We start from the raw sequence: 23,405 nt of genomic DNA on the forward strand, positions 1-23,405 counted from the left end.
TCGGTGGCTGCCCGTAACGTCGGGCCACAACGAACAGATGGACGTCGAACCGAAGGTGGACTGACATGCCCGCACCCGCAGACCGCGAGAAGGCGCTCGAGGCAGCCCTCGCCCAGATCGACCGGAGTTTCGGCAAGGGCTCCGTCATGCGCCTCGGCGAGGAGGGCCGTGCCCCCGTCGAGGTCATCCCCACGGGCTCCATCGCGCTGGACATCGCGCTCGGCATCGGCGGTCTGCCCCGCGGGCGCGTCATCGAGGTGTACGGCCCGGAGTCCTCCGGAAAGACGACCGTGGCGCTGCACGCCGTGGCCAGCGCCCAGCGCGCCGGCGGCATCGCGGCGTTCATCGACGCCGAGCACGCCCTCGACCCGGAGTACGCCAAGAAGCTCGGCGTCGACACCGACGCCCTGCTCGTCTCCCAGCCGGACACGGGGGAGCAGGCGCTCGAGATCACGGACATGCTGATCCGCTCGGGCGCGCTCGACATCATCGTCATCGACTCCGTCGCGGCCCTCGTGCCGAAGGCGGAGATCGAGGGCGAGATGGGCGACAGCCACGTCGGTCTCCAGGCCCGCCTCATGTCGCAGGCGCTGCGCAAGATCACCGGTGCGCTCAGCGCGTCCGGCACGACCGCGATCTTCATCAACCAGCTCCGCGAGAAGATCGGCGTGTTCTTCGGCTCTCCCGAGACGACGACCGGTGGCAAGGCGCTGAAGTTCTACGCCTCGGTCCGTCTCGACATCCGCCGCATCGAGACCCTCAAGGAGGGCACCGACGCGGTCGGCAACCGGACCCGCGTGAAGGTCGTCAAGAACAAGATGGCGCCGCCGTTCAAGCAGGCCGAGTTCGACATCCTCTACGGGGTCGGCATCTCTCGCGAGGGTGGTCTCATCGACATGGGCGTGGAGCACGGGTTCGTGCGCAAGTCCGGGTCGTGGTTCACCTACGGCGGCGACCAGCTCGGGCAGGGCAAGGAGAACGCGCGCTCGTTCCTGCGCGACAACCCCGACCTCGCGAACGAGCTCGAGAAGAAGATCAAGGAGAAGCTCGGCGTCGGGGCCAAGGTCGACGCACCGGCCGACCCGGCCGCCGGCGTGACCGTCGCGGCCGACGCCGCCGTGGCCGCTCCGGCTAAGGCGACCGCCGCGGCCGGCAAGGGGAAGAAGTCGCCGTTCTGATCGGCGAGCAGGACGGGGTCGAGGGCGCTGAGCCCGTCGACCCGTCCGCGGAGGATGACGGGCGCCGCACCGGCCGCAAGGCCGGGCGGCGCCCGCGCCCGTCGCTGCACGAGCTCGTGGAGCGCGGCGAGATCAGCGACGCCGACCTCGCCGAGCGCGCCCGCGAGACCGTCCTGCGCATCCTCACCGCGGCACCGAAGAGCCGCGCGGAGCTCACGCAGTCGCTCGCGCGCAAGGGATACCCCGAGCACGTCGTGCTGCCCATCCTCGACCGCTTCGAGGAGGTCGGGCTCGTCGACGACGCGCAGTACGCGGAGATGATCGTCCGCACGCGGCACGCCGAGCGCGGGCTGTCCCGCCGCGCGATCTCGACCGAGCTGCGCCGGCGGGGGATCGACGGCGAGGTCGGTGCGGCCGCGCTCGAGCAGGTGGACGACGACTCCGAGGCGGACGCCGCCCTGGCCCTCGCGCGAGCACGTCTCGCCAGGACCCGCGGTCTCGACCGCGACGTGCGCGTGCGTCGGACGGTCGGCGCGCTCGCCCGCAAGGGGTACAGCCCCGGGCTGGCCTTCGAGATCGTGCAGCGCGAGCTCGACGCGGAGGAGTGACGCTCGACCGGCCAGGACGAGCACGGGCGGCCCACCCCACGGCAGAGCGGCCCGTCGCCCGCCCGAGCACGGGCGGGCGACGGGTGCGTCAGCGCACGGTGGAGGTGGCCGGGGCGTCCTCCGTGGGGCCGCCCGCGACCGCCGTCGGGTTGCCGATGCCCGGTCCCGCAGCCGTGGCGCCCGCGGTGCGCCCGCTGAGGAAGCGTGAGAGCCACTGGGCCAGGGCGGTCAGGGCGTAGTTGATGACGATGAAGATGACCGCGGCGACCGTGAGGGTCTGCAGGGTGTTGCCGAAGGCCGTGCCGAGGATCTGCGCGGCCCGCAGCAGCTCGGGGTACGTGATGATCTGCCCGAGCGCGGTGTCCTTGAGCACGACGACGAGCTGCGACACGAGCGCGGGCAGCATCGCGATGAGCGCCTGCGGGAGCTGGATCGACCGCAGGGTCTGCCCGCGCGTCAGGCCGATCGCCACGCCGGCCTCTCCCTGGCCCTTCGGCAGGTTGCCGACGCCGGACCGGACGAGCTCGGCGATCACCGAGCCGTTGTAGAGCACGAGGGAGATCACGACCGCGAGGAACGGGGCGTCCGGGACCTTCTGCAGCCCCAGCAGGAGCCAGAAGAAGATCATCATGAGGAGCACCGGCACGGCGCGGAAGAACTCGACGACGACACCGCACGCCCAGCGCAGCGCGCGCACGTGCGAGAGCCGGCCGGAGCCGAAGACCAGCCCGAAGATCACGGCACCGACGATCGCGAAACCGGCGGCGCGCAGCGTGTTCTGGAGGCCCGGCAGGAAGAAGTTCTCCCACGCGTTGGCGGTGAAGACGGGACCCCACTGCTCCCACGAGAGCTGGCCCTTGCGTCCGAGCTCCAGCAGCACGAGCACGGCGATCCCGATCACGATCACGGCGCCGATCACGTTGCCGACGGCGATCGCGCGCCGGGCCCGGGGCCCGGGGGCGTCGAAGAGGACGGACTGACGCGGGGCGCTCATCGGCGGACCGCCAATCGGGTCGAGAGCGAGGTGGTGAGCAGGCCGATCGGGATGACGAGGATCACGTAGCCGATCGCGAAGGTGAGGAAGATCGCGTAGATGTAGTTCGAGTTGAACTCGATCATCGTGCGCATGAGGCTCGACGTCTCCGTCGTGACGCTCGCGGCGGCCGCGACGGTGGAGTTCTTCAGCAGCGCGATGAGGGTGTTGCCGAGGGGGGCGATGGCGCCGCGGAACGCCTGCGGGAGGATGACGAGGCGCGCGGCGGGAGCGAAGGAGAGGCCGATCGCCCGCGCCGCCTCGGCCTGGCCGATCGGCACCGTGTTGACGCCCGAGCGGATCGCCTCGCACACGAAGGCGGCGTGGTAGACGGTCAGGCCGATGACCGCGAACCGGAAGAAGTTCGTCGGGAAGTCGGGGGACAGGCTGATCTGCAGCTGGGTCCACACCGCGAGGACCATGAACGTCATGATGATCGTCAGCGGCGTGTTGCGCAGGAGGTTCACGTAGGTCGAGCCGGCCCACCGCAGGCTCGAGACGGGGGAGATCCGCATGAGCGCGAGCGCCGTGCCGAGGATCAGGGAGAAGATCGCAGCCCAGAACGTCAGCTGGATGTTCACCCAGAACGCGCCGAGCACGTCGTAGGTGCTGAGGAGCTCGGTGAACTGGGAGAGGTAGTCACCCACGGTTGGTCATCCTCCGGGAGGGCGTGGTCGTGGACCGACCGGACGAGGCCGGGGAGCGGAGCGCGGCACGCCGCGCTCCGCTCCCCGGCAGAGAGGTCAGGCGCAGGGGTCGACCGTCGGCGGGTTCTCGCTCGCGTTCGGCGTGTACCCGGTGCCCTCGGTGTTCTTGCTGACGAACTCCTCCCAGGAACCGTCCTCGATCATCTTCTCGATCGCGGCGTTGACGTCCTCGCAGACGTCGTTGTCCTGGGGCAGGCCGACGCCGTAGCGCTCGGTCGAGAACGGCGCCCCGACCACCTTCACCTTGCCCTGGTTCTGCGGCTGCGCCGCGAGGCCCGCGAGGATGATGTCGTCGGTCGTGACGGCGTCGACCTGGCCGGCCGTGAGCGCGGTCACGCACTCGGCGTACCCGGGGCGCTCGAGGAGCTGCACGCCCGCGGCGTACTCGTCCTTGATGCGCTGCGCCGACGTCGAGCCCGTGACGGAGCAGAGGTTCTTGCCCTCGAGCGACTCCGGGCCGGTGATGTCGGTGTTGTCCTCGGCGACGAGCAGGTCCTGCCCGGCGACGAAGTACGGCCCGGCGAACGCGACGGTCTCCTTGCGCGTGTCCGTGATGGAGTACGTCGCGAAGATCATGTCGACCTGACCGGTCTGGAGCATCGTCTCGCGCTGCGCGGACGGTGCCTCGACCCACTCGATCTGATCCGGGGAGTAGCCGAGCTCGCCCGCCACGTAGGTGGCGACGTCGACGTCGAACCCCGTGTAGGTCGACCCGTCCTGGAACCCCAGGCCGGGCTGGTCGAACTTGATGCCGATCTTGACCGTCTCGCCGCCGCCGTCGCCGCTGCCTCCGGCGGACTGCTCGGGGTCCGTGGTCGTGCTGTCGTCGCCGACGTCGCCGCTGCTGCACGCTGCGAGCGTGAGCGCGGTGAGAGCGGCCAGCACGGCAGCACCTGCGTGTCGTGTGCGCATCGTTCCTACCCTTCGTGAGTGGTGGTCGTCCGACGACGGTGTGCCTCGTCGGTCGGCCGGGTGTGGGGGGCCTGGCGGCCCGGTCCGTGGTGGTCGGTGCGTGGTGAGGGCGGGGGACCTCAGTGCGTGAGGATCTTGGAGAGGAAGTCCTTGGCCCGCTCGCTCTTCGGCGCGGTGAAGAACTCCTCGGGGTGCGCCTCCTCGACGATCTGGCCGTCCGCCATGAAGACCACCCGGTTCGCGGCCTTCCGGGCGAAGCCCATCTCGTGGGTGACGACGATCATGGTCATGCCCTCCTTGGCGAGCGAGACCATGACGTCCAGGACCTCGTTGATCATCTCGGGGTCGAGCGCCGACGTGGGCTCGTCGAACAGCATGACCTTGGGCTTCATCGCGAGGGCCCGGGCGATGGCGACGCGCTGCTGCTGGCCGCCCGAGAGCTGCGCCGGCATCTTCTGCGCCTGGTTCTTCACGCCGACCCGGTCGAGGAGGGCCAGGGCGCGCTCCTTCGCGTCCTTGCTCCGCTCGCGCCGCACCTTGACGGGCCCGAGCGTCACGTTGTCGAGGATCGTCTTGTGCGCGAAGAGGTTGAAGGACTGGAAGACCATGCCGACGTCGGAGCGCAGCCGCGCGAGCGCCTTGCCCTCCTGGGGGAGCGGTTCGCCGTCGACGAGGATCTCGCCCGAGTCGATCGTCTCGAGCCGGTTGATCGCCCGGCACAGGGTCGACTTGCCCGAGCCGGAGGGTCCGATGACGACGAGCACCTCGCCGCGCCGGACCGTGAGGTTGATGTCGCGCAGCACGTGGAGCTCGCCGAAGTGCTTGTTCACGTCGCGCAGCTCGACGAGCGGCTCACCGAGGACCTGCTCGGCGGGGAGGGGCTGAGCGTCCTGAGCGCTGCGCTGCGCGTCGGACGGCGAAGGGGTTTCGTCGGCCATTCCTGGACACTATGTCCCTTCTGTTGCACGGTGCCACCTCATCCGGCAACAACCGGGCAACAGTTCAGTAACACGGCACCCGGAGCCGTACCCTGGACGGTGATGTCCACGATCGCCCCTGCCCCCGTCCCGGCCGCCCCCGCACCGCACGCCACCGCCGCTGCGCCGGCCGACGCGTACCCCCGCACCTACGTCGTGCGCACCCTCGGGTGCCAGATGAACGTCCACGACTCCGAGCACATGGCGGGGATGCTCGAGCAGGCGGGCTACACGCGTGCGAGCGCGCAGGACGAGGCCGCGAACCGCGCCGACGTCGTCGTCATCAATACGTGCGCCGTGCGCGAGAACGCCGCGACGCGCCTGTACGGCAACCTCGGCCAGCTCGCCTCGGTGAAGGCCGCGCGACCCGGCATGCAGATCGCCGTCGGCGGCTGCCTCGCGCAGAAGGACCGCGGCACCATCGTCGAGAAGGCCCCCTGGGTCGACGTCGTGTTCGGCACCCACAACCTCGACGCCCTGCCCGTCCTGCTCGAGCGCGCGCGGCACAACGAGGCGGCGCAGGTCGAGATCGCCGAGTCGCTGCAGGTGTTCCCCTCGACGCTGCCGACGAAGCGCGAGTCCGTCTACGCGGGGTGGGTGTCCATCAGCGTCGGCTGCAACAACACGTGCACGTTCTGCATCGTGCCGCACCTGCGCGGCAAGGAGCGCGACCGCCGTCCGGGTGAGGTCCTCGCCGAGGTGGGCGCGCTCGTCGAGGCCGGTGCCATCGAGGTGACGCTGCTCGGCCAGAACGTCAACAGCTACGGCGTCGAGTTCGGCGACCGCGGCGCGTTCGCCAAGCTCCTGCGCGCGTGCGGGACGATCGACGGGCTCGAGCGGGTGCGGTTCACGTCGCCGCACCCGGCGGCGTTCACCGACGACGTCATCGCGGCCATGGCCGAGACGCCGAACGTCATGCCCCAGCTCCACATGCCGCTCCAGTCGGGCTCCGACCGGGTGCTGCGCGCGATGCGCCGCTCCTACCGCTCCGAGCGGTTCCTCGGGATCCTCGACCGTGTCCGGGCCGTCATGCCCGATGCCGCGATCACCACCGACATCATCGTGGGCTTTCCCGGCGAGACCGAGGAGGACTTCGCGGAGACGATGCGGGTCGTCGAGGCGTCGCGCTTCTCCTCCGCGTTCATCTTCCAGTACTCCCCGCGCCCCGGGACGCCCGCCGCGACGATGGACGGCCAGCTCCCCAAGGAGGTCGTCCAGGAGCGCTTCGAGCGGCTCCAGGCGCTCCAGGAGCGGATCGCCGGCGAGGAGTCCGCACGCCAGGTGGGCCGGACGATCGACGTCCTCGTCGGCGAGGGCGCAGGGCGCAAGGACGGCGCGACGCACCGCGTCACCGGTCGCGCCCCCGACAACCGCCTCGTGCACCTCGCGCTCCCCGCGGCCGTCGTGGCCGGGGCGCCCGACGACGCCCCCTCCGACGGGACCGGTACGCCCGGGTCCGTCGACCCGCGCCTCGCGGACGACCTCGACGTCCGCCTGCCGCGTCCCGGCGACGTCGTCACCGTCGAGGTCACCCGCTCGGCGCCGCACCACCTCATCGCGGACTCGGCGCTCGCGGGCGGCACGTTCGCCGTGCGCCGCACCCGCTCCGGCGACGCGTGGGCGCGGCGTGAGCGCGCCCGCCTGGGCGGGGGCGACGACGACCACGGCCACGGGCACGGCGGCGGCGCGCCGTCCGGCCCGGTCGTCCTGGGGCTCCCGACGCTCCGCGCCTGAACGGCGGGGTCCAGGACCCCGACGGCGGGCGCGGACGACGGCGCCAGGACGTCAGTCGTCCAGGGTCCCCGGCGGGAGCTGGGCGCCGATGGCGTGGAAGAGCTGCACGGCGGTACCGAGCCCGCACGAGACGGTCTGGGCGAGCTGGTCGTCGGTCGCGCCGTGCTCGAGGTCGACGGAGACCTCGGCGTAGAGCGCGAGCCGTCCGCCCTCCTCGCGCACGTAGACCTTGGGCCAGATGCGCTCGCGGTTCCAGTCGTTGACGGTCTGGAGCGTGACGAGGCGCGACTCGACGGGGAGCGTCGTCGACCAGCGGCCGCGGACCTGGAGGATCTCCGACCGGTCACCGAGCAGCAGGAACCAGAAGCGGTGCCCGTCCCACGTACCCGTGATGTCGCCGTCGTCGTCCACGCGGAAGTGGTAGCCGCGGCGCGTCAGGTGGTCGCCGATGCGCGCCATCGACAGCGCGCGCGGCAGCTCCTCCTCGCGCGGGAGCGAGTCCGGCGCCTTGGGCCGGCGGTTGCCGAACAGGCGCGTGAACCAGTTGGTGCGGGCCTGCGTCATGGCGCCTGCCTCGCGGGGTCCGGGTAGAACTCGTCGAGCGCGTCGAAGAACATCGACCCCGTGCTCAGGCCGCACTGGAGGAGCTGGTCGAGCTGGTCGTCCGTCACGCCGTGCTCGAGGTCGACCGTGACCTCGGTGAAGACCTGGATCATCCCGTTGTCGCGGACGCGCGTGTAGGTCTTGGGCCAGATCCGGTCGGCGTTCCACTCGTTGCAGAACTCGAGGATCTCCTCGAGGCGCTCGAGCGCGAGGTCGCGGTTCCACTGGCCGCGCACCTGGAGGATCTCGTCGTCGTTGCCGAAGAGCAGGAAGTAGAACAGGCGGCCGTGCCACAGCCCGCCGACATCGCCGTCGGAGTCGACGAAGTAGCTGTACCCGCTGTCGGTGATCCACTCGACGACCCGCGAGAGCGTGAGCGGTGTGGGAGGCCGCAGGACGTCGGTCGCGACCTGACCCAGCTCGCGTGCCAGCAGGTCCTCGACCTGCGACTGCAGGTCGTCCGCCGGCCGGGCCGCGCCCGACCGGCCCCCGTCCTGCGCTCCGCCGGGATTCCCGTCCCGCCGGTCGTCGTCGTCCCGCGCCCCGAAGAACCTCACCTCCCTACCGTACTCGCGCGCGCCCGCGGACGCCGCATCGCGGGCCGTCCGGGGAGGCGCGGCGAGGGTGGTGGAGCGGGCACCACTACGGTGGGACGGTGACCGTCCGCGCCGTCGTGCTCCCCGGAACCGCCCTGCTCGTCCCGGGGGCGGCCGGTGCCGCCTCGGTCCTCGGGCCGGTGCGCGACGCCGCGCTCGCGGCGCTCGCCGACCTCGTGGCGGGCCCGCCCGGTGAGGCGGGTGCGTCGGCCGTGGTCGTGGTCGCCCCGGGAGCCGCGCGCGCCCGCGGCGCCGCCCGGGCCTCGCTCGCCGCGGCGGGTGTCGCGGACCGGTGGATCGACCCCGCGTGGGCCGCCGCCACGCGACCGCTCGACCGACCCGTCGCCGGGACGGCCGCCTCCGTGGCGCTCCTTGCGCTCGCCGGTGCGGGCTGGACCGGTCCCGTCGACGTCGTGGAGCTCGGTGGCGCGGCGACGCGGACGGCGGCAGGTGCGATCACGGAAACGAGCTTGGAGACGAGTACGGAGACGAGCTCGGGGACGAGCACGGAGGCGGGTGCGGCGACGGAGACCGTCCTGGACGCCGCCCGAGAACTCGGTGCGGAGCTCGCCCGGGAGGGGGCGCGGCTCGTCGTCGTGCACGACCCGCGTGCGCCCCTGCCGCAGGCCGTGCTCGACGGGTTCGTCGCCGCGGCGGGCGCCGAGGCCGCGCCGGCCGACGAGCCGGACCCCGTCGCGGCGGTCCGGCGGTACGAGGTCCGCGCCCCCGCAGCCGCCGCCCGCCCGGCGGGGCCCGCCGCCCGCCCGGCCGGGCCCGTCGTCAGCCGCTGAGGCCCGTCCCGACGGCGGCCGCCTCGTCGTCGCGCCCGAGCCGGCGCAGCGCCGCGACCATCTCGTTGCCCACCATCGCGCGCGACTCCGCGTCGTGGACGATCGCGAAGCCCTCCATGGCCGACTCGAGCAGCTCCACCGCGTCCGTGTCCTTCCCCGCCGCGCAGCGCGAGCGCCCCGCGAGCCAGAAGGCGTGCGCCGCGTCGCGGACGTCCCCGACGCGGGCGAACTCCTCGGCGACGGACTCCGCGAGCGTCGCCGCCGCGTCGAGCTCGCCCGCGGTCGCGAGGAGGCGGGCGCGCGTGTCGTCGAGGTCGCGGCGCTCGCGCGCGTCGGCCGCCGCGTCGCGCTCGACGAGCTCGGCGGCCCGCGGCGCCGGCGCGACGTCGCTGCCCTCGCCCGCTGCGGCCAGGTCGTCGAGCGTGCGCTCGACCTGGGCCAGGGCGGCGGTCACGTCGCCCCGCCCGGCCTCGAGCCGCGCGTAGGCGCGCACGACCGGCCCGACGAACCGGGGCGCGACACCACCGGCCCGCAGGAGCGTGAGCGCGTGCAGGAAGGCGGGCGCGGCGCCCTCGTCGTCGCCCTCGAGCGCGGCGAGCTGCGCCGCCTCGGCGAGCGCGAAGCCGGCGCGGTCGAGGTGGCCGGAGCTCTCCAGGTGCGACGACGCGCGACGCAGGAGGCGTGCCGCCCGGACCGGGTCGTCACCCGCGACGTCGTCGGCGAGCGCGAGCAGGCCGTCGGCGTCGGTGGGCTCGTCGGTGCCCTCCGCCGGGGCTCCACCGGTGACCGCGGGCTCCTCCGGCGCGAGCCCGGCGGGGAGGTCCGACGGACCGCTCGTCGCGCCCTCGGCCACGGCGACGGGCCGCGGCGACGCAGGCGGGGCGTCCAGGGAGAGCACCGCCAGGTCGACGGGGAGCGTGCGCGCGCCGCGCTCCCACGCGTCGCGCAGCCGCTCGGACGCCGCCGTCGTGCCGTTGCGCGCGTCGAAGGACTGCGCGAGGGCGGCCGCCTCGCCGCGCACCCACGCGTCGAGCTCCGCGAGCGTCGTCGCGGGAACGTCCCGCAGGGCGAGCGCGGTGTCGCCGTGGTCGGCCCGCAGGACGCCCGTCGCGACGCTCACGCTCGTGAGGAAGCCGAGCCGGTCGCCCGGCGAGTCCGCCTCCGTGAGGAACGCCTGGTGCTCCACGAGCAGGCGCAGCGCGCGCGACGCGTTGCCCGTCCGGGCGAGGAACTCCACGTGACGACCCTTCGGGCCCGTCATCGTCACCCCGGTGTCGAGGTGGCGCAGCCCGCGGCGGTGCGAGCGGGCCGCCGCCTCGGCGTCGCCGACCTCCACGTACGCGAGCTGGAGGTGGGACAGCATGTCGCCCGGCTCGGTGGCGCACGACGGCGATCCCTGGAGCACGCCCTCGAGCAGCCGGATGCCCTCGTCGTGCCGGCCCGTCTCGAAGAGGTACGCCGCGCGGTCGCCCGGCTCGCACGCCTCGCACTGCGAGTAGTCGTCGCGCGGGGTCGCGACCCACGCGCGGTACGCGTCCTCGACGTCCGCGCCGCCACGCTCGCGCGCCCACTCGAAGCGCTCCAGGGCGACGGCGTTCGTGCCGTTGCCCGCGAGCGCGTACCGGCGTGCCATGTCGTCGAGCGTGCGCTCGATCTGCGCGGCGGGGACGTCGGGGAACTCCATGAGGTGCCCGACCATCCACTTGAACGACCAGAACAGCGAGTGCGTGTCCTCGGCGTCGAAGTGCTCGGGGTGCTCGTCCCACCAGCGCAGCATCTTGGTGAACGGCAGGTACGCCTTAGTCACCTCGCCGCCCCACACGTACGACTCGACGAGGACGAACAGCGCGTAGGCGCGCGCGGCGTCGGGGCCCTCGGCCTCGACGCGCTCGAGCTCGGCCACGGCGGCCGTGGAGCGCGCGAGGCCGTAGGGCATGCGGCGGACGTCGTACAGGGCGGCGTTCACCTGGTCCACGGACCGGGTCATCGGTTCTCCTCGTCGGCAGGGGGGTCGGTTTCCGTGGCGGGGTCCTGCCCGGCCGCGAGGGCGCGGGCGAGCAGGAGCGACAAGGAGTCGTTCATGAGGGTCGCCTCGACGGGCTGGAGCGCCTTGCCGGACGCGAGCACCGCCGTGACGTAGAGGGAGCGGGCACCCGCGGCGCGCACCTGCGCGTCGGGGCTCGCGAGCAGGTCGCGCACCGTGGCGTTGGCGTCGTTGAGGACCAGGCGGCGGGGGCGGGCCGGGGCGCTGAGGCCCGCGAGGATCTCGCCCCAGAGGTCGTCCGTCTCCGCGACGCGGGCGGCCTCGCGCGCGTGGTCGCCCTCGCGGTCGTGCAGGAGCATGGCCGGGAGGGCGTCGGGCTCGTACCGGCGCAGCACGACGTCGCAGTCCTGCTCGGCGAGCGCGGCGTCGAGCGACGCGAGCGCGTCGGCGACCTCGAGCTCGCGCAGCGGCTCGACCTCCGTGAGGACGTGCGCGACGTCCGCGGCCGAGACGGGCGACAGCCGCCACTGCGGGAACCGCGCCGCGACGCGCTCGAGCAGGTCGGCGTCGTAGACGTAGCCGCCGTTGACGACCGCGAGCCCCTGCGCCGCCGCGACGGGCGCGATGCGCCGGAACTCCTCGACGCTCGCGGTGTACAGCAGGCGCCCGTCGGGGTGGTCCGTCGCGAGGTCGGCCAGGGTCGTGGACCCGGCCGTCGTCTCGAAGGGCAGCACGCGCGCGGCGACGTCGAGCATCTCGTCGTCGGTGAGCGCGAGCGCGCGCACGGCGAGGTGGTGGGTCTCGAGGAAGCGCCGCGCGAGGACCGAGTCCGTCGCGAGCGTCTCCAGCAGCCACCGGCGCACCTGCGCCCCGAGCGCGTCCCGGGTCGCGAGCAGGACCTCGTCCTCGTACAGCCCCTCGCGCGACGCCGTCGGGCGCAGCACGGACGCGTCGAGGACGCACCGCACGAAGAACGCCCACGGGGGCAGCAGGTCGTCGACCGCGCTGCCCAGGAGCATGCGCTTGAGGTAGACCCGGTGCCGCGACGTCGTGGTCGGCGCGACCGCGGCCGGGAGCACGTACGCGACGCCTGTCAGGCCGGCGAGCGGCAGGTCGAGGTCGATCCGTGCGAGCGGGGTGAAGCCGAGCGTGCGCTCGGCGTAGCCGGCGAGCTCGGCGTCGCGGGCCGCGGGCGTCGGGTGCGCAGCGCGCCACGGCAGGTCCTCCCCGCTGAGCCGGCGCACCGCGACCGGGGCGTCGCCGCCCGCTCCGCCGTCACGGTCCTCGCCGGGGCCGCCGTCGAGACGCGTCTCGAGGAGCAGCTCGACCGGCAGGAGCGAGCCGAAGTCCTGGGCGAGCGCGACCACCGACTCCGGGGCGAGCCAGTGCTCGGTGTCCCGCCGCGGGTGCAGCCGGACGACGCTCCCGGGCTCGACGGGCGCCACCGGGTCGTCCGGCGCGAGCTCGACGAGCTCGTACCGGCCGTCGGCGCGGCCGCGCCAGCGCACGGGGACGGGCGCGTCGCCCGCCGTCGTGCGGCGCGCGGAGCGCGAGACGAGCTCGATCTCGTCGGCGACCATGAACGCGGACAGGAGCCCGATGCCGAACTGGCCGAGGAACTCCTCGCGACCCGTCCCGAGCTCGACGTCGCGCTTGGAGCTGCGCCCGATGGTCGCGAGCAGCTCCTGCGCCTCGTCCCGCGTGAGGCCGACACCCGAGTCGTGCACCTCCAGGCCGCCGTCGGGCAGCGGACGGAGCAGGATCCGCGCCGGCGCCTGCGGTCCCTCGAGCCCGGCGCGCGCGGTGATCGCGTCGACGCCGTTCTGCAGCAGCTCACGGAGGTAGACGCGCGGGCTCGAGTACAGGTGCCGGGCCAGGAGGTCGACGACGCCCCGCAGGTCGACCTGGAAGGCCGTCGTCGCCTCCTCGCCCGGGGCGCCGTCCGGAGCGGTGCGGCCCGCGGTGGTCTCGTGCGTGCCGGTCACCGCGCGTCGACGTCGGCGCCGCCCTCGGCCACGGTCTGCGCGGCCGTGTCGGGGAAGCGGGCGTCGAGCGCGTCGAAGAACTGCAGGCCCGTGAACAGGCCGCACTCGATGAGCTGGCCGAGCTGGTCGTCCGCGACGCCGAACTCCAGGTCCGTCGCGACCTCGGTGTAGACCGCGAGCTGGTCGTCCTCGACGCGCGCGTAGACCTTCGGCCAGATCTTGTCGCGGTTGAACTCGTTGGCGACGAGCGCGACCTGCGCCTCGGCCGACGCCGGGAGCGTCCGGTTCCACCGGCCGCGGACCTGCAGGATCTCCTGCTTCTCACCCATGAGGAAGAAGAAGAACACCTTGCCGTCCCAGTTGCCGCCCAGGTCCCCGTCCGAGTCGACGAAGTACCGCCACTCGCGGCTCGTGAGGAACGCCTCGACGCGCTCGCGCGTCAGCGGCGCGTTCTGGCTCGTCGGTGCGGCGTCCGGCTTGGTGAAGAAACCCATGTTCTCGAGTCCTTGTCGTCTGAGAGGTCGTGCGAGGTCGTCGTGCTGAGGTCGTACGCGTCGGTGCGCGCGGGCGGACCGACCACGGACACCCTACGCATCCTCGCCCACACGCCTCGGGCCGCCGACCGCCCGGACGGTACCGTTGCGCGGGTGAAGACCGAGCACGACCCCGCAGGCCCGGGCGTCGTCGTCGCCGTCGTCGGGCCGACGGCCACGGGGAAGTCCGACCTCGCCCTCGACCTCGCCGAGCGCCTGTCCGTCCCCGGGGCGCCCGCGGAGATCGTCAACGCCGACGCCTACCAGCTCTACCGCGGCATGGACGTCGGGACCGCGAAGGTCCCCGTCGCCGAGCGCCGCGGCGTGCGCCACCACCTCCTCGACGTGCTCGACCCCGCCGAGGACGCGTCCGTGGCCCGCTACCAGAGCGAGGCCCGCCGCGTGCTCGACGAGATCGCCGCCCGGGGGGCGCGCGCCGTCGTCGTGGGCGGCAGCGGGCTGTACGTCCGCGCCCTCCTCGACGACATGCGCTTCCCGGGCACGGACCCCGCCGTGCGGGCGGCGCTCGAGGCGCGCGCCGAGGAGCAGGGCCCGCGCGCGCTGCACGACGAGCTCCTCCGGCGCGACCCCGCGGCGGCCGCGAGCATCGGCCCGGCCAACACCCGCCGGCTCGTCCGGGCGCTCGAGGTCATGGAGCTCACCGGCGAGCCGTTCACGGCGAACCTCCCGCGCCAGGTCTACGTCCGCCCGACCGTGCAGATCGGGCTCGACTGCGACCGGGCCGTGCTCGACGCGCGGGTCGCCGGCCGCGTCGAGCGGATGTGGGAACAGGGCCTCGTGGCGGAGGTGCGCCGCGTCGAGGCGCACGGCATGGGCCGCACGGCCCGGCGCGCCGTCGGCTACGCGGAGGTGCTCGCCGCGCTCCACGGCGAGACCACGGAGGAGGCCGCGCGCGAGGCCGTCACCGCGAACACGCGCCGCCTCGCGCGCAAGCAGATGGGCTGGTTCGGCCGGGACCCGCGCGTCGGGTGGCTCGACGCGCAGTCGCCGACACGCGTCGAGGACGCTCTCGCGCTCGTCGCCGCGGCGGACGAGCGCACTGCCGCGCAGGGCACGGACGGGCACGACCCCGCGACCGTGCCGGGCACCGCCGTCGGGCCGGACGAGGCAGACAGCAGCGCGCCCGTGCGCCGTAGTCTGGGCTCATGACGCGCACCCGCTTCACCAAGGGCCACGGGACCCGCAACGACTTCGTGCTCCTCGCCGACACGAAGGGCGAGCTCGACCTCACGCCCGAGCTCGTGCGCGCCCTCGCCGACCGCCGCGGCGGCGTCGGGGGGGACGGCGTCATCCGCCTCGTGCCGACCGCGCTCGTCCCGGAGTCGCGCGACGTGCTCGCGGAGGACCCGCACGCCATCTGGTTCATGGACTACCGCAACGCCGACGGCTCGGTCGCCGAGATGTGCGGCAACGGGGTCCGCGTCTTCGCGGCCTTCGCCGAGCGCCTCGGGCTCGTGAGCTTCGCGGGCGGCACCGAGGTCCCGGTCGGCACGCGCGCGGGCGTCAAGCGCGTGCGCAAGGAGGACGACGGCTGGTTCGCCGTCGACATGGGCCCGTGGTTCCTCCCCGGCGGCCGCCCCGCGCTCCAGGACGGCTACGACGCGACCGTCGTCGTGCGGGGCTGGGAGGTGCCGCGCCCGGCGCTCAGCGTCGACCTCGGCAACCCCCACACCGTCCTCGCCGTCGCGCGCGAGGACGTGCTCGAGCGCGCCGACCTCACCGAGGCGCCCGTCGTCGAGCCGCACCCGTCCCACGGGACGAACGTCGAGCTCGTGGTGCCCCTCGGCGAGACGACCGCGGACGACGGCACCGTCGTCGGGCACGTCCGCATGCGCGTGCACGAGCGCGGCGTCGGGGAGACGCCGTCGTGCGGCACGGGCGCGTGCGCGGCGGCGCTCGCGGTCCGCGTGTGGGGCGGCCCCGACGCGCCGGACACCTACCTCGTCGACGTCCCGGGCGGCACGGTGCGCGTGCGGGCGCTCCCGGGCGGCCGCGTCGAACTCGCCGGTCCCGCGGTGCTCGTCCACGCGGGGGAGATCGACCTCGCCGCGCTCGTCCCGGGGACGCCGGTCCCGCCGGAGGAGGACGCGCACGAGGGCGCGGACGGCCACGTGACCGCCCCGCCCGCCGAGCCGGTCGCGGCGGCGTCCGAGGGCGACCGCGCGCCGGTCTGACCGCCGGCTCAGCGGGGCGCGACGACCTCGAGGACGCGGAACCCCTTCGCGCTCGCGGCGCGCTCGACGACCGCGCCCGGCAGGAGCGGGGGCAGCGCCTCGGCGAGCCAGCGCTGGAGCGAGTCCGAGCCCAGGTTGCGCTGCACCACGAGGTGCGCGCTCGCGCCCGGCGCGAGCCGGGGCAGCCAGTGCAGGAGCATCCCGTGCAGGACGTCCTTGCCGACCCTGATCGGCGGGTTCGACCACAGCGCGGCGAGCGCGACGTCGTCGGGCACGTCGTCCGGGAGGACCGCACGGACGTTGTCCAGCCCGAGCCGCTGCGCGTTGCGGCGCACGAGGTCGAGCGCGCGCTCGTTGACGTCGACGGCCCACACGGTCGCCTCCGGCGCCTCCAGGGCCATCGTCAGGGCGACCGGGCCCCAGCCGCAGCCGAGGTCGAGGACATGGGCGGGGCCGTCGTCGGGCCGGGCCGCGAGGACGTCGTCGAGCGGCGGGGTGGTGCGCAGGAGCACCTGCGTGCCGAGGTCCAGGCGGCCGGGGGAGAAGACGCCCGAGGCGACCTCGACCTCGACGTCGCGGCCCGCGAGCCGCACGGAGATCGTGCGGCGCTCGGCGGCGGACGCGGGCCGGGCGGTGAAGTAGTGGTCCGCCGCGCCGTCGGGCGCGGCGTCGACGGCGGGGTCCTGGTCCTCGGTCACGTCGGCCGATCCTACGCGGGCGCGCCCACGTCAGGAGGCGGCGCGGCGCGTCCGGGCCGCCCGTCGTGGGCTTAACCACTGGCCTCGGGACGATTTCGCGTGCCACGCTTGTTGTCACACCCGGGACGCACGAGCGCCCACCACCGACGGAAGGCGGCACATGAGCCCAACCCCTGCGAACACTCCGAACCCCACCTCGGCTCAGGACGAGCCGACCGGCGCGACGCGGGACATCGCGAGCGACGTCGTGGCGCGGGTGCTCGCTCGGGCCGGGACGGCACGCGCCGAGGGCGGCACGGTCCACACGGAGCACGACGGCGAGCAGCTCGAGCTCGAGGAGCGCAGCGCGCTGCGCCGCGTCGTCGGCCTGTCGACCGAGCTCGAGGACGTCACCGAGGTCGAGTACCGGCAGCTGCGCCTCGAGAAGGTCGTGCTCGTCGGGCTCTGGAGCCCCGGCTCCGACCCGCGCGAGGACGGCGCGCCCACGTCCGCCGAGGAGGCCGAGATCTCGCTGCGCGAGCTCGCCGCCCTCGCGGAGACCGCGGGCTCGCAGGTGCTCGACGGCGTGATCCAGCGCCGCGCGAAGCCCGACCCGGGCACGTACCTGGGCTCCGGCAAGGCCGCGCAGCTCGCCGACGTCGTCGCCGCCAGCGGCGCGGACACGGTCGTGATCGACGGCGAGCTCGCGCCCTCCCAGCGGCGCGCGCTCGAGGACATCGTCAAGGTCAAGGTCATCGACCGGACCGCCCTGATCCTCGACATCTTCGCCCAGCACGCCAAGTCGCGGGAGGGCAAGGCCCAGGTCGAGCTCGCCCAGCTCGAGTACCTCCTCCCGCGCCTGCGCGGCTGGGGCGAGTCGATGTCCCGCCAGGCCGGTGGCCAGGTCGGCGGCGCCGGCGCGGGCATGGGGTCGCGCGGTCCCGGTGAGACGAAGATCGAGCTGGACCGCCGGCGCATCCGCAACCGCATGGCCAAGCTGCGCCGCGAGATCCAGGCGATGGCCCCGGGGCGCGAGACGAAGCGCGCGTCGCGCAAGCGGCACGCCGTGCCGTCCGTCGCGATCGCGGGCTACACGAACGCGGGCAAGTCGAGCCTGCTCAACGCCATCACCGGCGCGGGCGTGCTCGTCGAGAACGCGCTGTTCGCGACGCTCGACCCCACGGTGCGCCGCACGCGCACCGAGGACGGCCGGGTCTACACGCTCGCCGACACCGTCGGGTTCGTGCGCGCGCTGCCGCACCAGCTCGTCGAGGCGTTCCGCTCGACGCTCGAGGAGGTCGGCGACGCCGACCTGCTGCTGCACGTGGTGGACGCGTCGCACCCCGACCCGGAGGGCCAGATCGCGGCGGTGCGCCACGTCCTGGCCGACATCCCGGGCGTGGAGGACGTGCCCGAGGTGATCGTGCTCAACAAGGCGGACCTCGCCGACCCGGAGACGATCGCGCGCATCCGGCTGCGCGAGCGCCGCACGGTCGTCGTGTCGGCGCACACGGGCGAGGGGATCGAGCACCTGCGCGAGCTCATCGCGCACGAGCTCCCGCGCCCGGACGTCGAGATCGACGTCGTCGTGCCGTACCACCGGGGCGACCTCGTGCACCGCGTGCACACCGAGGGCGAGATCGACCACGAGGAGCACACGCCCGAGGGCACGCTCCTGCGCGGCCGTGTCGCCCAGGCCCTCGCGACGGAGCTCGTGGGCGCCTCCGCCGGGAGCTGAGCCGCCCCCCCGGGCCTCCCGGCGGCGCGGCGGGCCCGCCCGCTGGACCCGGCGTCGGCCCCACGCACGACCCCGCGCGGCCACGGCTGCGCGGGGTCGCGTGCGTCCCGGGCCGGTCCACAGGGCCCCCGCCGCGTGGGTGCCCGACCGTAGAATCGGCAGGTGCCCCCCTCCACCCGTACCGCTCCCGTGCCCGACCGTCCGGACACGGAGGCGCCCGGGCAGGCGGCCGGTGACGTGCCCGCCGTCGAGGAGCTCCTCGACCTCGCGGTCACGCGCCTGGGCGGCGCGCGGCGCGACGGCCAGCGGACCATGGCGCGTGCCGTCACGGACGCCATCGAGGGCTCCGAGCACCTCGTGGTCCAGGCCGGGACCGGGACGGGGAAGTCGCTCGGGTACCTCGTGCCGGCCGTCCGCCACGCGGTCGCGACCGACGAGCGTGTCGTCGTCTCGACGGCGACCCTCGCCCTCCAGCGCCAGGTCATCACGCGGGACCTCCCGCTCGTGGCCGACGCCGTCGCGGACCGCCTCCCGCGGCCCGCGTCGATCGCGCTCCTCAAGGGTTGGCACAACTACCTGTGCGTGCACAAGATCGCGGGCGGCTACCCCGCGGACGAGCCCACGCTCTTCGACCTCCCCGGCGAGGCGGCGGGCGCCGCCGACCACCCTGCCGCGCGCGGCGGGACGAGCATGGCGGCCCTCGGCGAGCAGGTCGTGCGTCTGCGGGAGTGGGCCGACGAGACGCCCACGGGCGACCGGGACGACCTCGTCCCCGGCGTGAGCGACAAGGCGTGGCGGCAGGTCTCCGTCACGGCGCTCGAGTGCCTGGGCCAGCGCTGCCCGCTGCTCGCCGAGTGCTTTCCCGAGAGGGCGCGCGCCGCGGCGCGCGAGGCCGACGTCGTCGTGACGAACCACGCGATGCTCGGCATCGCGGCCATGGGGTCGCCCGGGGTGCTGCCCGAGCACGACGTCCTGGTCGTCGACGAGGCGCACGAGCTCGCGGACCGCGTCACGGCCGCCGCGACGGTGGACCTGTCGGTCCCGGCGATCGAGAGCGCGGCGCGCCTCGCGCGCCGCCACGGCGGGGTCACGACGGACGCGCTCGACGCCGCGTCCGCGGCGTTCGGCACGGTCGTCGGGTCGCTGCCCGCCGAGCGCTTCCCCGACGGCCTGCCCGACGCCGCGCGCTCCGCCGTCGCGGCGGTGCGGGACGCCGCGCGCGAGGTGCTCTCCACGCTCAAGCCCGAGACGGGCGTGACCAAGCCGGCCCAGCCGGACACGGGCCTGAAGATGGCGCAGTCGACGATGCTGCAGCTCTTCGAGGTCGCCGAGCGCATGGCGGCCGACCCCACGGGCCACGACGTGCTGTGGTGCTCGCGGCCCGGGGAGGGCGGCTGGTCCGGCGACCGCTTCGGCGACGGCGCGAGCCGCCTGCACGCCGCCCCGCTCGGTGTGGCGGGCCTCATCCGCACCCACCTGCTGGCGGAGCGCACCGGCGTCTTCACGTCCGCGACGCTCGCGCTCGGCGGGAGCTTCGACGCCGTCGCGCGCACCTTCGGGCTCGGTCCCGCGGCGACGGGCGGAGCCGCGGACGCGGGCGACAGCGACGCGCCGCGATGGCGCGGGCTCGACGTCGGGAGCCCGTTCGACTACCCGCGCCAGGGCATCCTCTACGTCGCGAAGCGCCTGCCGACGCCCGGCCGCGAGGCGTCGACCGAGCACCAGCTCGACGAGATCGCGGCGCTCGTCGAGGCCGCCGGCGGTCGGACCCTCGGTCTGTTCTCCTCGCGGCGCGCCGCGGTGGCCGCGGCCGAGGCGATGCGCGAGCGGCTGGACGTGCCGGTCCTGTGCCAGGGCGACGACCAGCTGCCGACGCTCGTGCGGGAGTTCGCCGAGGACCCGGCGACGTGCCTGTTCGGCACGCTGTCGCTGTGGCAGGGCGTGGACGTGCCCGGGCCGTCGTGCCAGCTCGTGCTCATCGACCGCATCCCGTTCCCGCGCCCGGACGACCCGGTGAGGTCGGCGCGGGCTCGGGCCGTCGAGGCCGCGGGCGGCAACGGGTTCATGCAGGTCTCCGCGACGCACGCGGCCCTCCTGCTCGCCCAGGGTGCCGGGCGGCTCGTGCGGTCCACGGCCGACCGCGGGGTCGTCGCGGTCCTGGACCCGCGGCTCGTGACGGCGCGCTACGGGTCGTTCCTCACGCGGTCCATGCCGGGGTTCTGGCAGACGACCGACCGCGACGTGGCCACCGCTGCGCTCCGCCGCCTCGCCGCCCTAGGCTGAGCCCTTTCCAGCGACTTCACGGAGGCGACATGACGAGCACGTCACCGCAGGGCACCGGCGACGCGACCACGGGCGGTCCGGGAGGGGGAGCGCGGACGACGAAGCTCGCGATCGTCGGCGCCGGTGCCGTCGGCTCGACGCTGGCCTACGCCGCGCTCATGCGCGGCGCGGCGCGCACGGTGGCGCTCCTCGACGTCAACCGCGCGAAGGTCGAGGCCGAGGTCCTCGACCTCCAGCACGGCATCCAGTTCATGCCCATGGCGCGCGTCGAGGGGTCCGACGACGTCGCGGTGTGCGCGGGGGCCGACGTCGTCGTGGTCACGGCCGGCGCCAAGCAGAAGCCGGGCCAGACGCGCCTCGACCTCGCCGAGGGCACGATCGGGCTCATGCGGACGATCCTGCCGGGCCTCGTGGAGGTCGCCCCGGACGCCGTCTACGTCATGGTGACCAACCCCGTCGACATCGTCACGTACGCGGCGCTCAAGTTCTCGGGGCTGCCCCCGACGCAGCTCTTCGGCAGCGGCACCGTGCTCGACTCCTCGCGGCTGCGGTTCCTCGTGGCGCAGCACTGCGGCGTCGCGGTGCAGAACGTGCACGCGTACATCGCGGGGGAGCACGGCGACAGCGAGATCCCGCTCTGGAGCTCCGCGACGATCGGCGGCGCGCCGCTGCTCGAGTGGCAGGGCATCGGCGGTCGGGGACCGCTCACGGGCGACGTGCGCGACGAGATCGCGCGCGAGGTCGTGCAGTCGGCCTACCGGATCATCGAGGGCAAGGGTGCGACCAACTACGCGGTCGGGCTCGCGGGCACCCGGATCATCGAGGCGGTGCTCGCCGACGAGCACCGGGTGCTGCCCGTGTCGACGCTCCTCGACGGCATCTACGGGCTCGAGGACGTCTGCCTGTCGCTCCCGACGCTCGTCGACCGCCGGGGCGCGACGGAGCGCGTCGAGGTCCCGCTGGCGGACGACGAGCTCGCAGGCCTGCGCTCGTCCGCGGAGTCGCTGCGCGCGGTCGCGCGACGCTTCGGGCTCTGAGCCACGGGCCCGTCGGGCCCGGCACGACGAGAGCCGGGCGGTCGAGGGACCGCCCGGCTCTCGTCGTGTCCCGAGCCTGCCCGGAGGGGCGCCCGGAGCCGCTCGGGGACCGTTCAGAGGCTGCGCAGGACGGAGACGACGCGCCCCAGCACCTGGGCGTCGTCGCCGGGGATCGGGTCGTACGCGGCGTTGTGCGGCATGAGCCACACGTGGCCGTCGGCGCGCCGCAGGCTCTTCACGGTGGCCTCGCCGTCGATCATGGCGGCCACGATCTCGCCGTTCTCCGCGACCGGCTGGCGCCGCACGACGACCCAGTCGCCGTCGCAGATCGCGGCGTCGATCATTGAGTCGCCCTGGACGCGCAGGAGGAAGAGCTCTCCCTCGCCCACGAGCTGGCGCGGCAGCGGGAAGACGTCCTCCACGACCTGCTCCGCGAGGATGGGGCCACCGGCGGCGATGCGGCCGACGACGGGGACGTACGACGGCGCGGGGTGGGCCTCGTCGTACGCGGGCTCGGGGGCCGTCCCGGCCGGCGCGAGCGGGGTGGCGCGGCGGGCGTCGTCGGGCTGGACCACCTCGATGGCGCGCGGACGGTTCGGGTCGCGCCGCAGGAACCCCTTGCGCTCGAGCGTGGTGAGCTGGTGCTTGACGGAGGACGGGCTCGTGAGCCCGACGGCCTCGCCGATCTCGCGCATGCTCGGCGGGTAGCCGCGCTGCTCGACGCACGCGCGGATGGTCTCGAGCACGAGCCGCTGGCGCGGGGTGAGCCCGTCACCCCCTGCCGACCCGTCCGGCAGCTCGCGCACCTCGGCGAGCCCCCGTGCCCTGTCCGTGCCTCGTCCCGCCATGGTCGCTCCGCCCTCGTCCGTCGCGTGCCGCCGGCGCCAGCCGGGCCTGCGGCCTCCCCTCCCCGGGGCGTGTGCCCCGGGACCTCGGTCGCCCCTCCGGGTCCGAGCGGACATGTCCGGCGAACCGACCTGACCCCAGGCTAGGGGAGGATGCGACACGAATCAAACACCTGTTCGAGCATGTCTCGACTCTGTCGGCCGTTCGTGATAGACCTTCGTACAGATGTTCTACGTACAGGTGTTCGACCGCAACGGGTCGGCGTGGAGATGAGACGGGCGCGCGGGTCCGATCGACCGGGGAAGGCGATCGGGCTCGCGGGCCGGGACGGAGGGGACATGGACACGGTGGCGATGGCGACGGCAGCGCCGTCCGCGCTCGGGCGGGGCGGCGCAGCGGAGCGAGGCGCCCGCCCGGAGGCTCCGCTGCGGCTCACGCGACGCGGCCGTGCGGTCCTCGTGCTCCTCGTGGCCGTCGTGCTCGTCCTCGCGGCGCGGGTCGGGCTGGCCGTCGCGAGCGGGCCCGGGGAGCCGGTCGAGGTCCGCGTCCACGTCGTGAGCGCGGGGGAGACGCTGTGGGAGCTCGCCCAGGGCGTCGCGACCCCGGGGGAAGACCTCCGTGAGGTGGTCAGCGGGCTCGTGGAGCTGAACGGCCTGTCCTCGTCCGGCGTGCAGGCCGGCCAGACCATCCTGCTCCCGGTCGCCGAGCGGTGACGCGACGCGCGGGCGGCGGTCCAGGTCCTGTGACGCAGCACACGGCGCCGACGCGCGACAGGTTGCGGCCGAGGGTTGCGCCGGCGCCTTAGGTCCGCCTAAGTTAGTGTCACCTCACACGCCGGCTGGGGGGCTGGGCGGACGAGGCGAGGAGTGTGCGGACCACCGCGACTCCTGTGCACGTCGCCGCGCGCGAGGCGAGTCGCGCGCGAGATGGGGACGGGGGCGTCCCGACGGGGGCGGTCGACTTCGACCGCCCCCGTTCTGCTGCCCAG

General features: G+C 74.4%; 21 protein-coding genes. 10 read left to right on the forward strand and 11 right to left on the reverse strand.

Going from position 1 to position 23,405, the window contains the following annotated elements:
* Positions 1-65 precede the first annotated feature (65 nt).
* Entirely contained in the window at positions 66-1,178 is a 1,113-nt protein-coding gene (gene recA / locus ACI769_RS02615) for a recombinase RecA (RefSeq protein WP_034655657.1), read from the forward strand.
* A 116-nt stretch (positions 1,179-1,294) separates the two neighbouring features.
* A complete protein-coding gene (locus ACI769_RS02620) occupies positions 1,295-1,786 on the forward strand; it encodes a regulatory protein RecX (RefSeq protein WP_228485303.1) in 492 nt (163 codons plus the stop codon).
* Positions 1,787-1,874: 88 nt separating this feature from the next.
* On the opposite strand, the gene ACI769_RS02625 is transcribed toward ACI769_RS02620, so the two are convergent.
* The 4 genes from ACI769_RS02625 to ACI769_RS02640 form a co-directional block, all read right to left on the reverse strand.
* A complete protein-coding gene (locus tag ACI769_RS02625; RefSeq protein ID WP_021482421.1) occupies positions 1,875-2,780 on the reverse strand; it encodes an amino acid ABC transporter permease in 906 nt (301 codons plus the stop codon).
* Positions 2,777-3,466 carry an amino acid ABC transporter permease gene (locus tag ACI769_RS02630; protein WP_021482422.1) on the reverse strand — a complete coding sequence of 230 codons (690 nt, stop codon included), beginning with the start codon at positions 3,464-3,466 and terminating at the stop codon, positions 2,777-2,779. The genes ACI769_RS02625 and ACI769_RS02630 overlap by 4 nt, the downstream gene beginning before the upstream one ends.
* A 96-nt stretch (positions 3,467-3,562) precedes the next feature.
* Positions 3,563-4,438 (reverse strand): glutamate ABC transporter substrate-binding protein, encoded by an 876-nt coding sequence (locus ACI769_RS02635; protein WP_086151306.1) that lies wholly within the window; start codon positions 4,436-4,438, stop codon positions 3,563-3,565.
* A 119-nt stretch (positions 4,439-4,557) separates the two neighbouring features.
* Positions 4,558-5,376 (reverse strand): amino acid ABC transporter ATP-binding protein, encoded by an 819-nt coding sequence (locus tag ACI769_RS02640; protein WP_034655661.1) that lies wholly within the window; start codon positions 5,374-5,376, stop codon positions 4,558-4,560.
* 102 nt (positions 5,377-5,478) lie between these two features.
* Between ACI769_RS02640 and miaB the strand changes: the two genes are divergently transcribed.
* Entirely contained in the window at positions 5,479-7,149 is a 1,671-nt protein-coding gene (gene miaB, locus ACI769_RS02645; protein WP_144722828.1) for a tRNA (N6-isopentenyl adenosine(37)-C2)-methylthiotransferase MiaB, read from the forward strand.
* Between the two features lie 51 nt (positions 7,150-7,200).
* Here miaB and ACI769_RS02650 read toward each other — a convergent pair whose 3' ends face one another.
* Together ACI769_RS02650 and ACI769_RS02655 are read right to left on the reverse strand one after the other, a co-directional pair.
* Positions 7,201-7,713, reverse strand: a complete 513-nt coding sequence (locus ACI769_RS02650) for a YbjN domain-containing protein (protein WP_021483660.1) — start codon at positions 7,711-7,713, stop codon at positions 7,201-7,203.
* Positions 7,710-8,309, reverse strand: a complete 600-nt coding sequence (locus ACI769_RS02655; RefSeq protein ID WP_081599986.1) for a YbjN domain-containing protein — start codon at positions 8,307-8,309, stop codon at positions 7,710-7,712. The genes ACI769_RS02650 and ACI769_RS02655 overlap by 4 nt, the downstream gene beginning before the upstream one ends.
* 98 nt (positions 8,310-8,407) lie before the next feature.
* On the opposite strand from ACI769_RS02655, the gene ACI769_RS02660 reads away from it, so the two are divergent.
* A complete protein-coding gene (locus ACI769_RS02660) occupies positions 8,408-9,139 on the forward strand; it encodes a hypothetical protein (protein ID WP_409141106.1) in 732 nt (243 codons plus the stop codon).
* Here the strand turns inward: ACI769_RS02660 and ACI769_RS02665 are convergent.
* Genes ACI769_RS02665 through ACI769_RS02675 form a run of 3 tightly spaced genes read right to left on the reverse strand, consistent with a single transcriptional unit; the run spans position 9,129 to position 13,602 of the window.
* Complete coding sequence (locus ACI769_RS02665) at positions 9,129-11,126, reverse strand: hypothetical protein (RefSeq protein WP_409141107.1); 1,998 nt, start codon at positions 11,124-11,126, stop codon at positions 9,129-9,131. The genes ACI769_RS02660 and ACI769_RS02665 overlap by 11 nt on opposite strands.
* Positions 11,123-13,108, reverse strand: coding sequence for an HSP90 family protein (locus ACI769_RS02670; protein WP_409141108.1), 1,986 nt, complete (start codon positions 13,106-13,108; stop codon positions 11,123-11,125). The genes ACI769_RS02665 and ACI769_RS02670 overlap by 4 nt, the downstream gene beginning before the upstream one ends.
* Complete coding sequence (locus tag ACI769_RS02675; RefSeq protein ID WP_021483506.1) at positions 13,105-13,602, reverse strand: YbjN domain-containing protein; 498 nt, start codon at positions 13,600-13,602, stop codon at positions 13,105-13,107. The genes ACI769_RS02670 and ACI769_RS02675 overlap by 4 nt, the downstream gene beginning before the upstream one ends.
* A gap of 153 nt (positions 13,603-13,755) precedes the next feature.
* Between ACI769_RS02675 and miaA the strand changes: the two genes are divergently transcribed.
* Together miaA and dapF are read left to right on the forward strand one after the other, a co-directional pair.
* A complete protein-coding gene (miaA, locus tag ACI769_RS02680; protein ID WP_409141109.1) occupies positions 13,756-14,811 on the forward strand; it encodes a tRNA (adenosine(37)-N6)-dimethylallyltransferase MiaA in 1,056 nt (351 codons plus the stop codon).
* Complete coding sequence (gene dapF, locus ACI769_RS02685; RefSeq protein WP_144722832.1) at positions 14,808-15,836, forward strand: diaminopimelate epimerase; 1,029 nt, start codon at positions 14,808-14,810, stop codon at positions 15,834-15,836. Before miaA ends, dapF begins: the two co-directional genes overlap by 4 nt.
* Before the next feature lie 8 nt (positions 15,837-15,844).
* Here dapF and ACI769_RS02690 read toward each other — a convergent pair whose 3' ends face one another.
* Positions 15,845-16,534, reverse strand: a complete 690-nt coding sequence (locus tag ACI769_RS02690) for a class I SAM-dependent methyltransferase (protein ID WP_076406521.1) — start codon at positions 16,532-16,534, stop codon at positions 15,845-15,847.
* Positions 16,535-16,694: 160 nt separating this feature from the next.
* Here ACI769_RS02690 and hflX point away from each other — a divergent pair, with 160 nt between their 5' ends.
* The 3 genes from hflX (at position 16,695) to ACI769_RS02705 (ending at position 21,571) form a co-directional block, all read left to right on the forward strand.
* A complete protein-coding gene (gene hflX / locus ACI769_RS02695; RefSeq protein ID WP_085388090.1) occupies positions 16,695-18,251 on the forward strand; it encodes a GTPase HflX in 1,557 nt (518 codons plus the stop codon).
* Positions 18,252-18,440: 189 nt separating this feature from the next.
* Complete coding sequence (locus tag ACI769_RS02700) at positions 18,441-20,534, forward strand: ATP-dependent DNA helicase (protein WP_370512511.1); 2,094 nt, start codon at positions 18,441-18,443, stop codon at positions 20,532-20,534.
* 29 nt (positions 20,535-20,563) lie between these two features.
* Positions 20,564-21,571 (forward strand): L-lactate dehydrogenase, encoded by a 1,008-nt coding sequence (locus ACI769_RS02705; RefSeq protein WP_021479748.1) that lies wholly within the window; start codon positions 20,564-20,566, stop codon positions 21,569-21,571.
* 113 nt (positions 21,572-21,684) lie between these two features.
* On the opposite strand, the gene lexA is transcribed toward ACI769_RS02705, so the two are convergent.
* Positions 21,685-22,419 carry a transcriptional repressor LexA gene (gene lexA, locus ACI769_RS02710; RefSeq protein WP_031315073.1) on the reverse strand — a complete coding sequence of 245 codons (735 nt, stop codon included), beginning with the start codon at positions 22,417-22,419 and terminating at the stop codon, positions 21,685-21,687.
* Between the two features lie 336 nt (positions 22,420-22,755).
* Here lexA and ACI769_RS02715 point away from each other — a divergent pair, with 336 nt between their 5' ends.
* Positions 22,756-23,130, forward strand: coding sequence for a LysM peptidoglycan-binding domain-containing protein (locus tag ACI769_RS02715; RefSeq protein WP_051028136.1), 375 nt, complete (start codon positions 22,756-22,758; stop codon positions 23,128-23,130).
* The last annotated feature ends 275 nt before the right edge of the window (positions 23,131-23,405 follow it).

It is taken from the genome of Cellulosimicrobium sp. RS, from assembly GCF_046159675.1.
GTDB classification, from domain to species: domain Bacteria; phylum Actinomycetota; class Actinomycetes; order Actinomycetales; family Cellulomonadaceae; genus Cellulosimicrobium; species Cellulosimicrobium funkei.

Excerpts from the sequence above, each read along its gene's own strand:
- recA (WP_034655657.1), top strand. The coding sequence starts at position 66 with ATGCCCGCACCCGCAGACCGCGAGAAGGCGCTCGAGGCAGCCCTCGCC.
- ACI769_RS02625 (WP_021482421.1), bottom strand. The coding sequence starts at position 2,780 with ATGAGCGCCCCGCGTCAGTCCGTCCTCTTCGACGCCCCCGGGCCCCGG.
- ACI769_RS02635 (WP_086151306.1), bottom strand. The coding sequence starts at position 4,438 with ATGCGCACACGACACGCAGGTGCTGCCGTGCTGGCCGCTCTCACCGCG.
- ACI769_RS02640 (WP_034655661.1), bottom strand. The coding sequence starts at position 5,376 with ATGGCCGACGAAACCCCTTCGCCGTCCGACGCGCAGCGCAGCGCTCAG.
- miaB (WP_144722828.1), top strand. The coding sequence starts at position 5,479 with ATGTCCACGATCGCCCCTGCCCCCGTCCCGGCCGCCCCCGCACCGCAC.
- ACI769_RS02650 (WP_021483660.1), bottom strand. The coding sequence starts at position 7,713 with ATGACGCAGGCCCGCACCAACTGGTTCACGCGCCTGTTCGGCAACCGC.
- ACI769_RS02665 (WP_409141107.1), bottom strand. The coding sequence starts at position 11,126 with ATGACCCGGTCCGTGGACCAGGTGAACGCCGCCCTGTACGACGTCCGC.
- ACI769_RS02675 (WP_021483506.1), bottom strand. The coding sequence starts at position 13,602 with ATGGGTTTCTTCACCAAGCCGGACGCCGCACCGACGAGCCAGAACGCG.
- dapF (WP_144722832.1), top strand. The coding sequence starts at position 14,808 with ATGACGCGCACCCGCTTCACCAAGGGCCACGGGACCCGCAACGACTTC.
- hflX (WP_085388090.1), top strand. The coding sequence starts at position 16,695 with ATGAGCCCAACCCCTGCGAACACTCCGAACCCCACCTCGGCTCAGGAC.
- ACI769_RS02705 (WP_021479748.1), top strand. The coding sequence starts at position 20,564 with ATGACGAGCACGTCACCGCAGGGCACCGGCGACGCGACCACGGGCGGT.
- lexA (WP_031315073.1), bottom strand. The coding sequence starts at position 22,419 with ATGGCGGGACGAGGCACGGACAGGGCACGGGGGCTCGCCGAGGTGCGC.
- ACI769_RS02715 (WP_051028136.1), top strand. The coding sequence starts at position 22,756 with ATGGACACGGTGGCGATGGCGACGGCAGCGCCGTCCGCGCTCGGGCGG.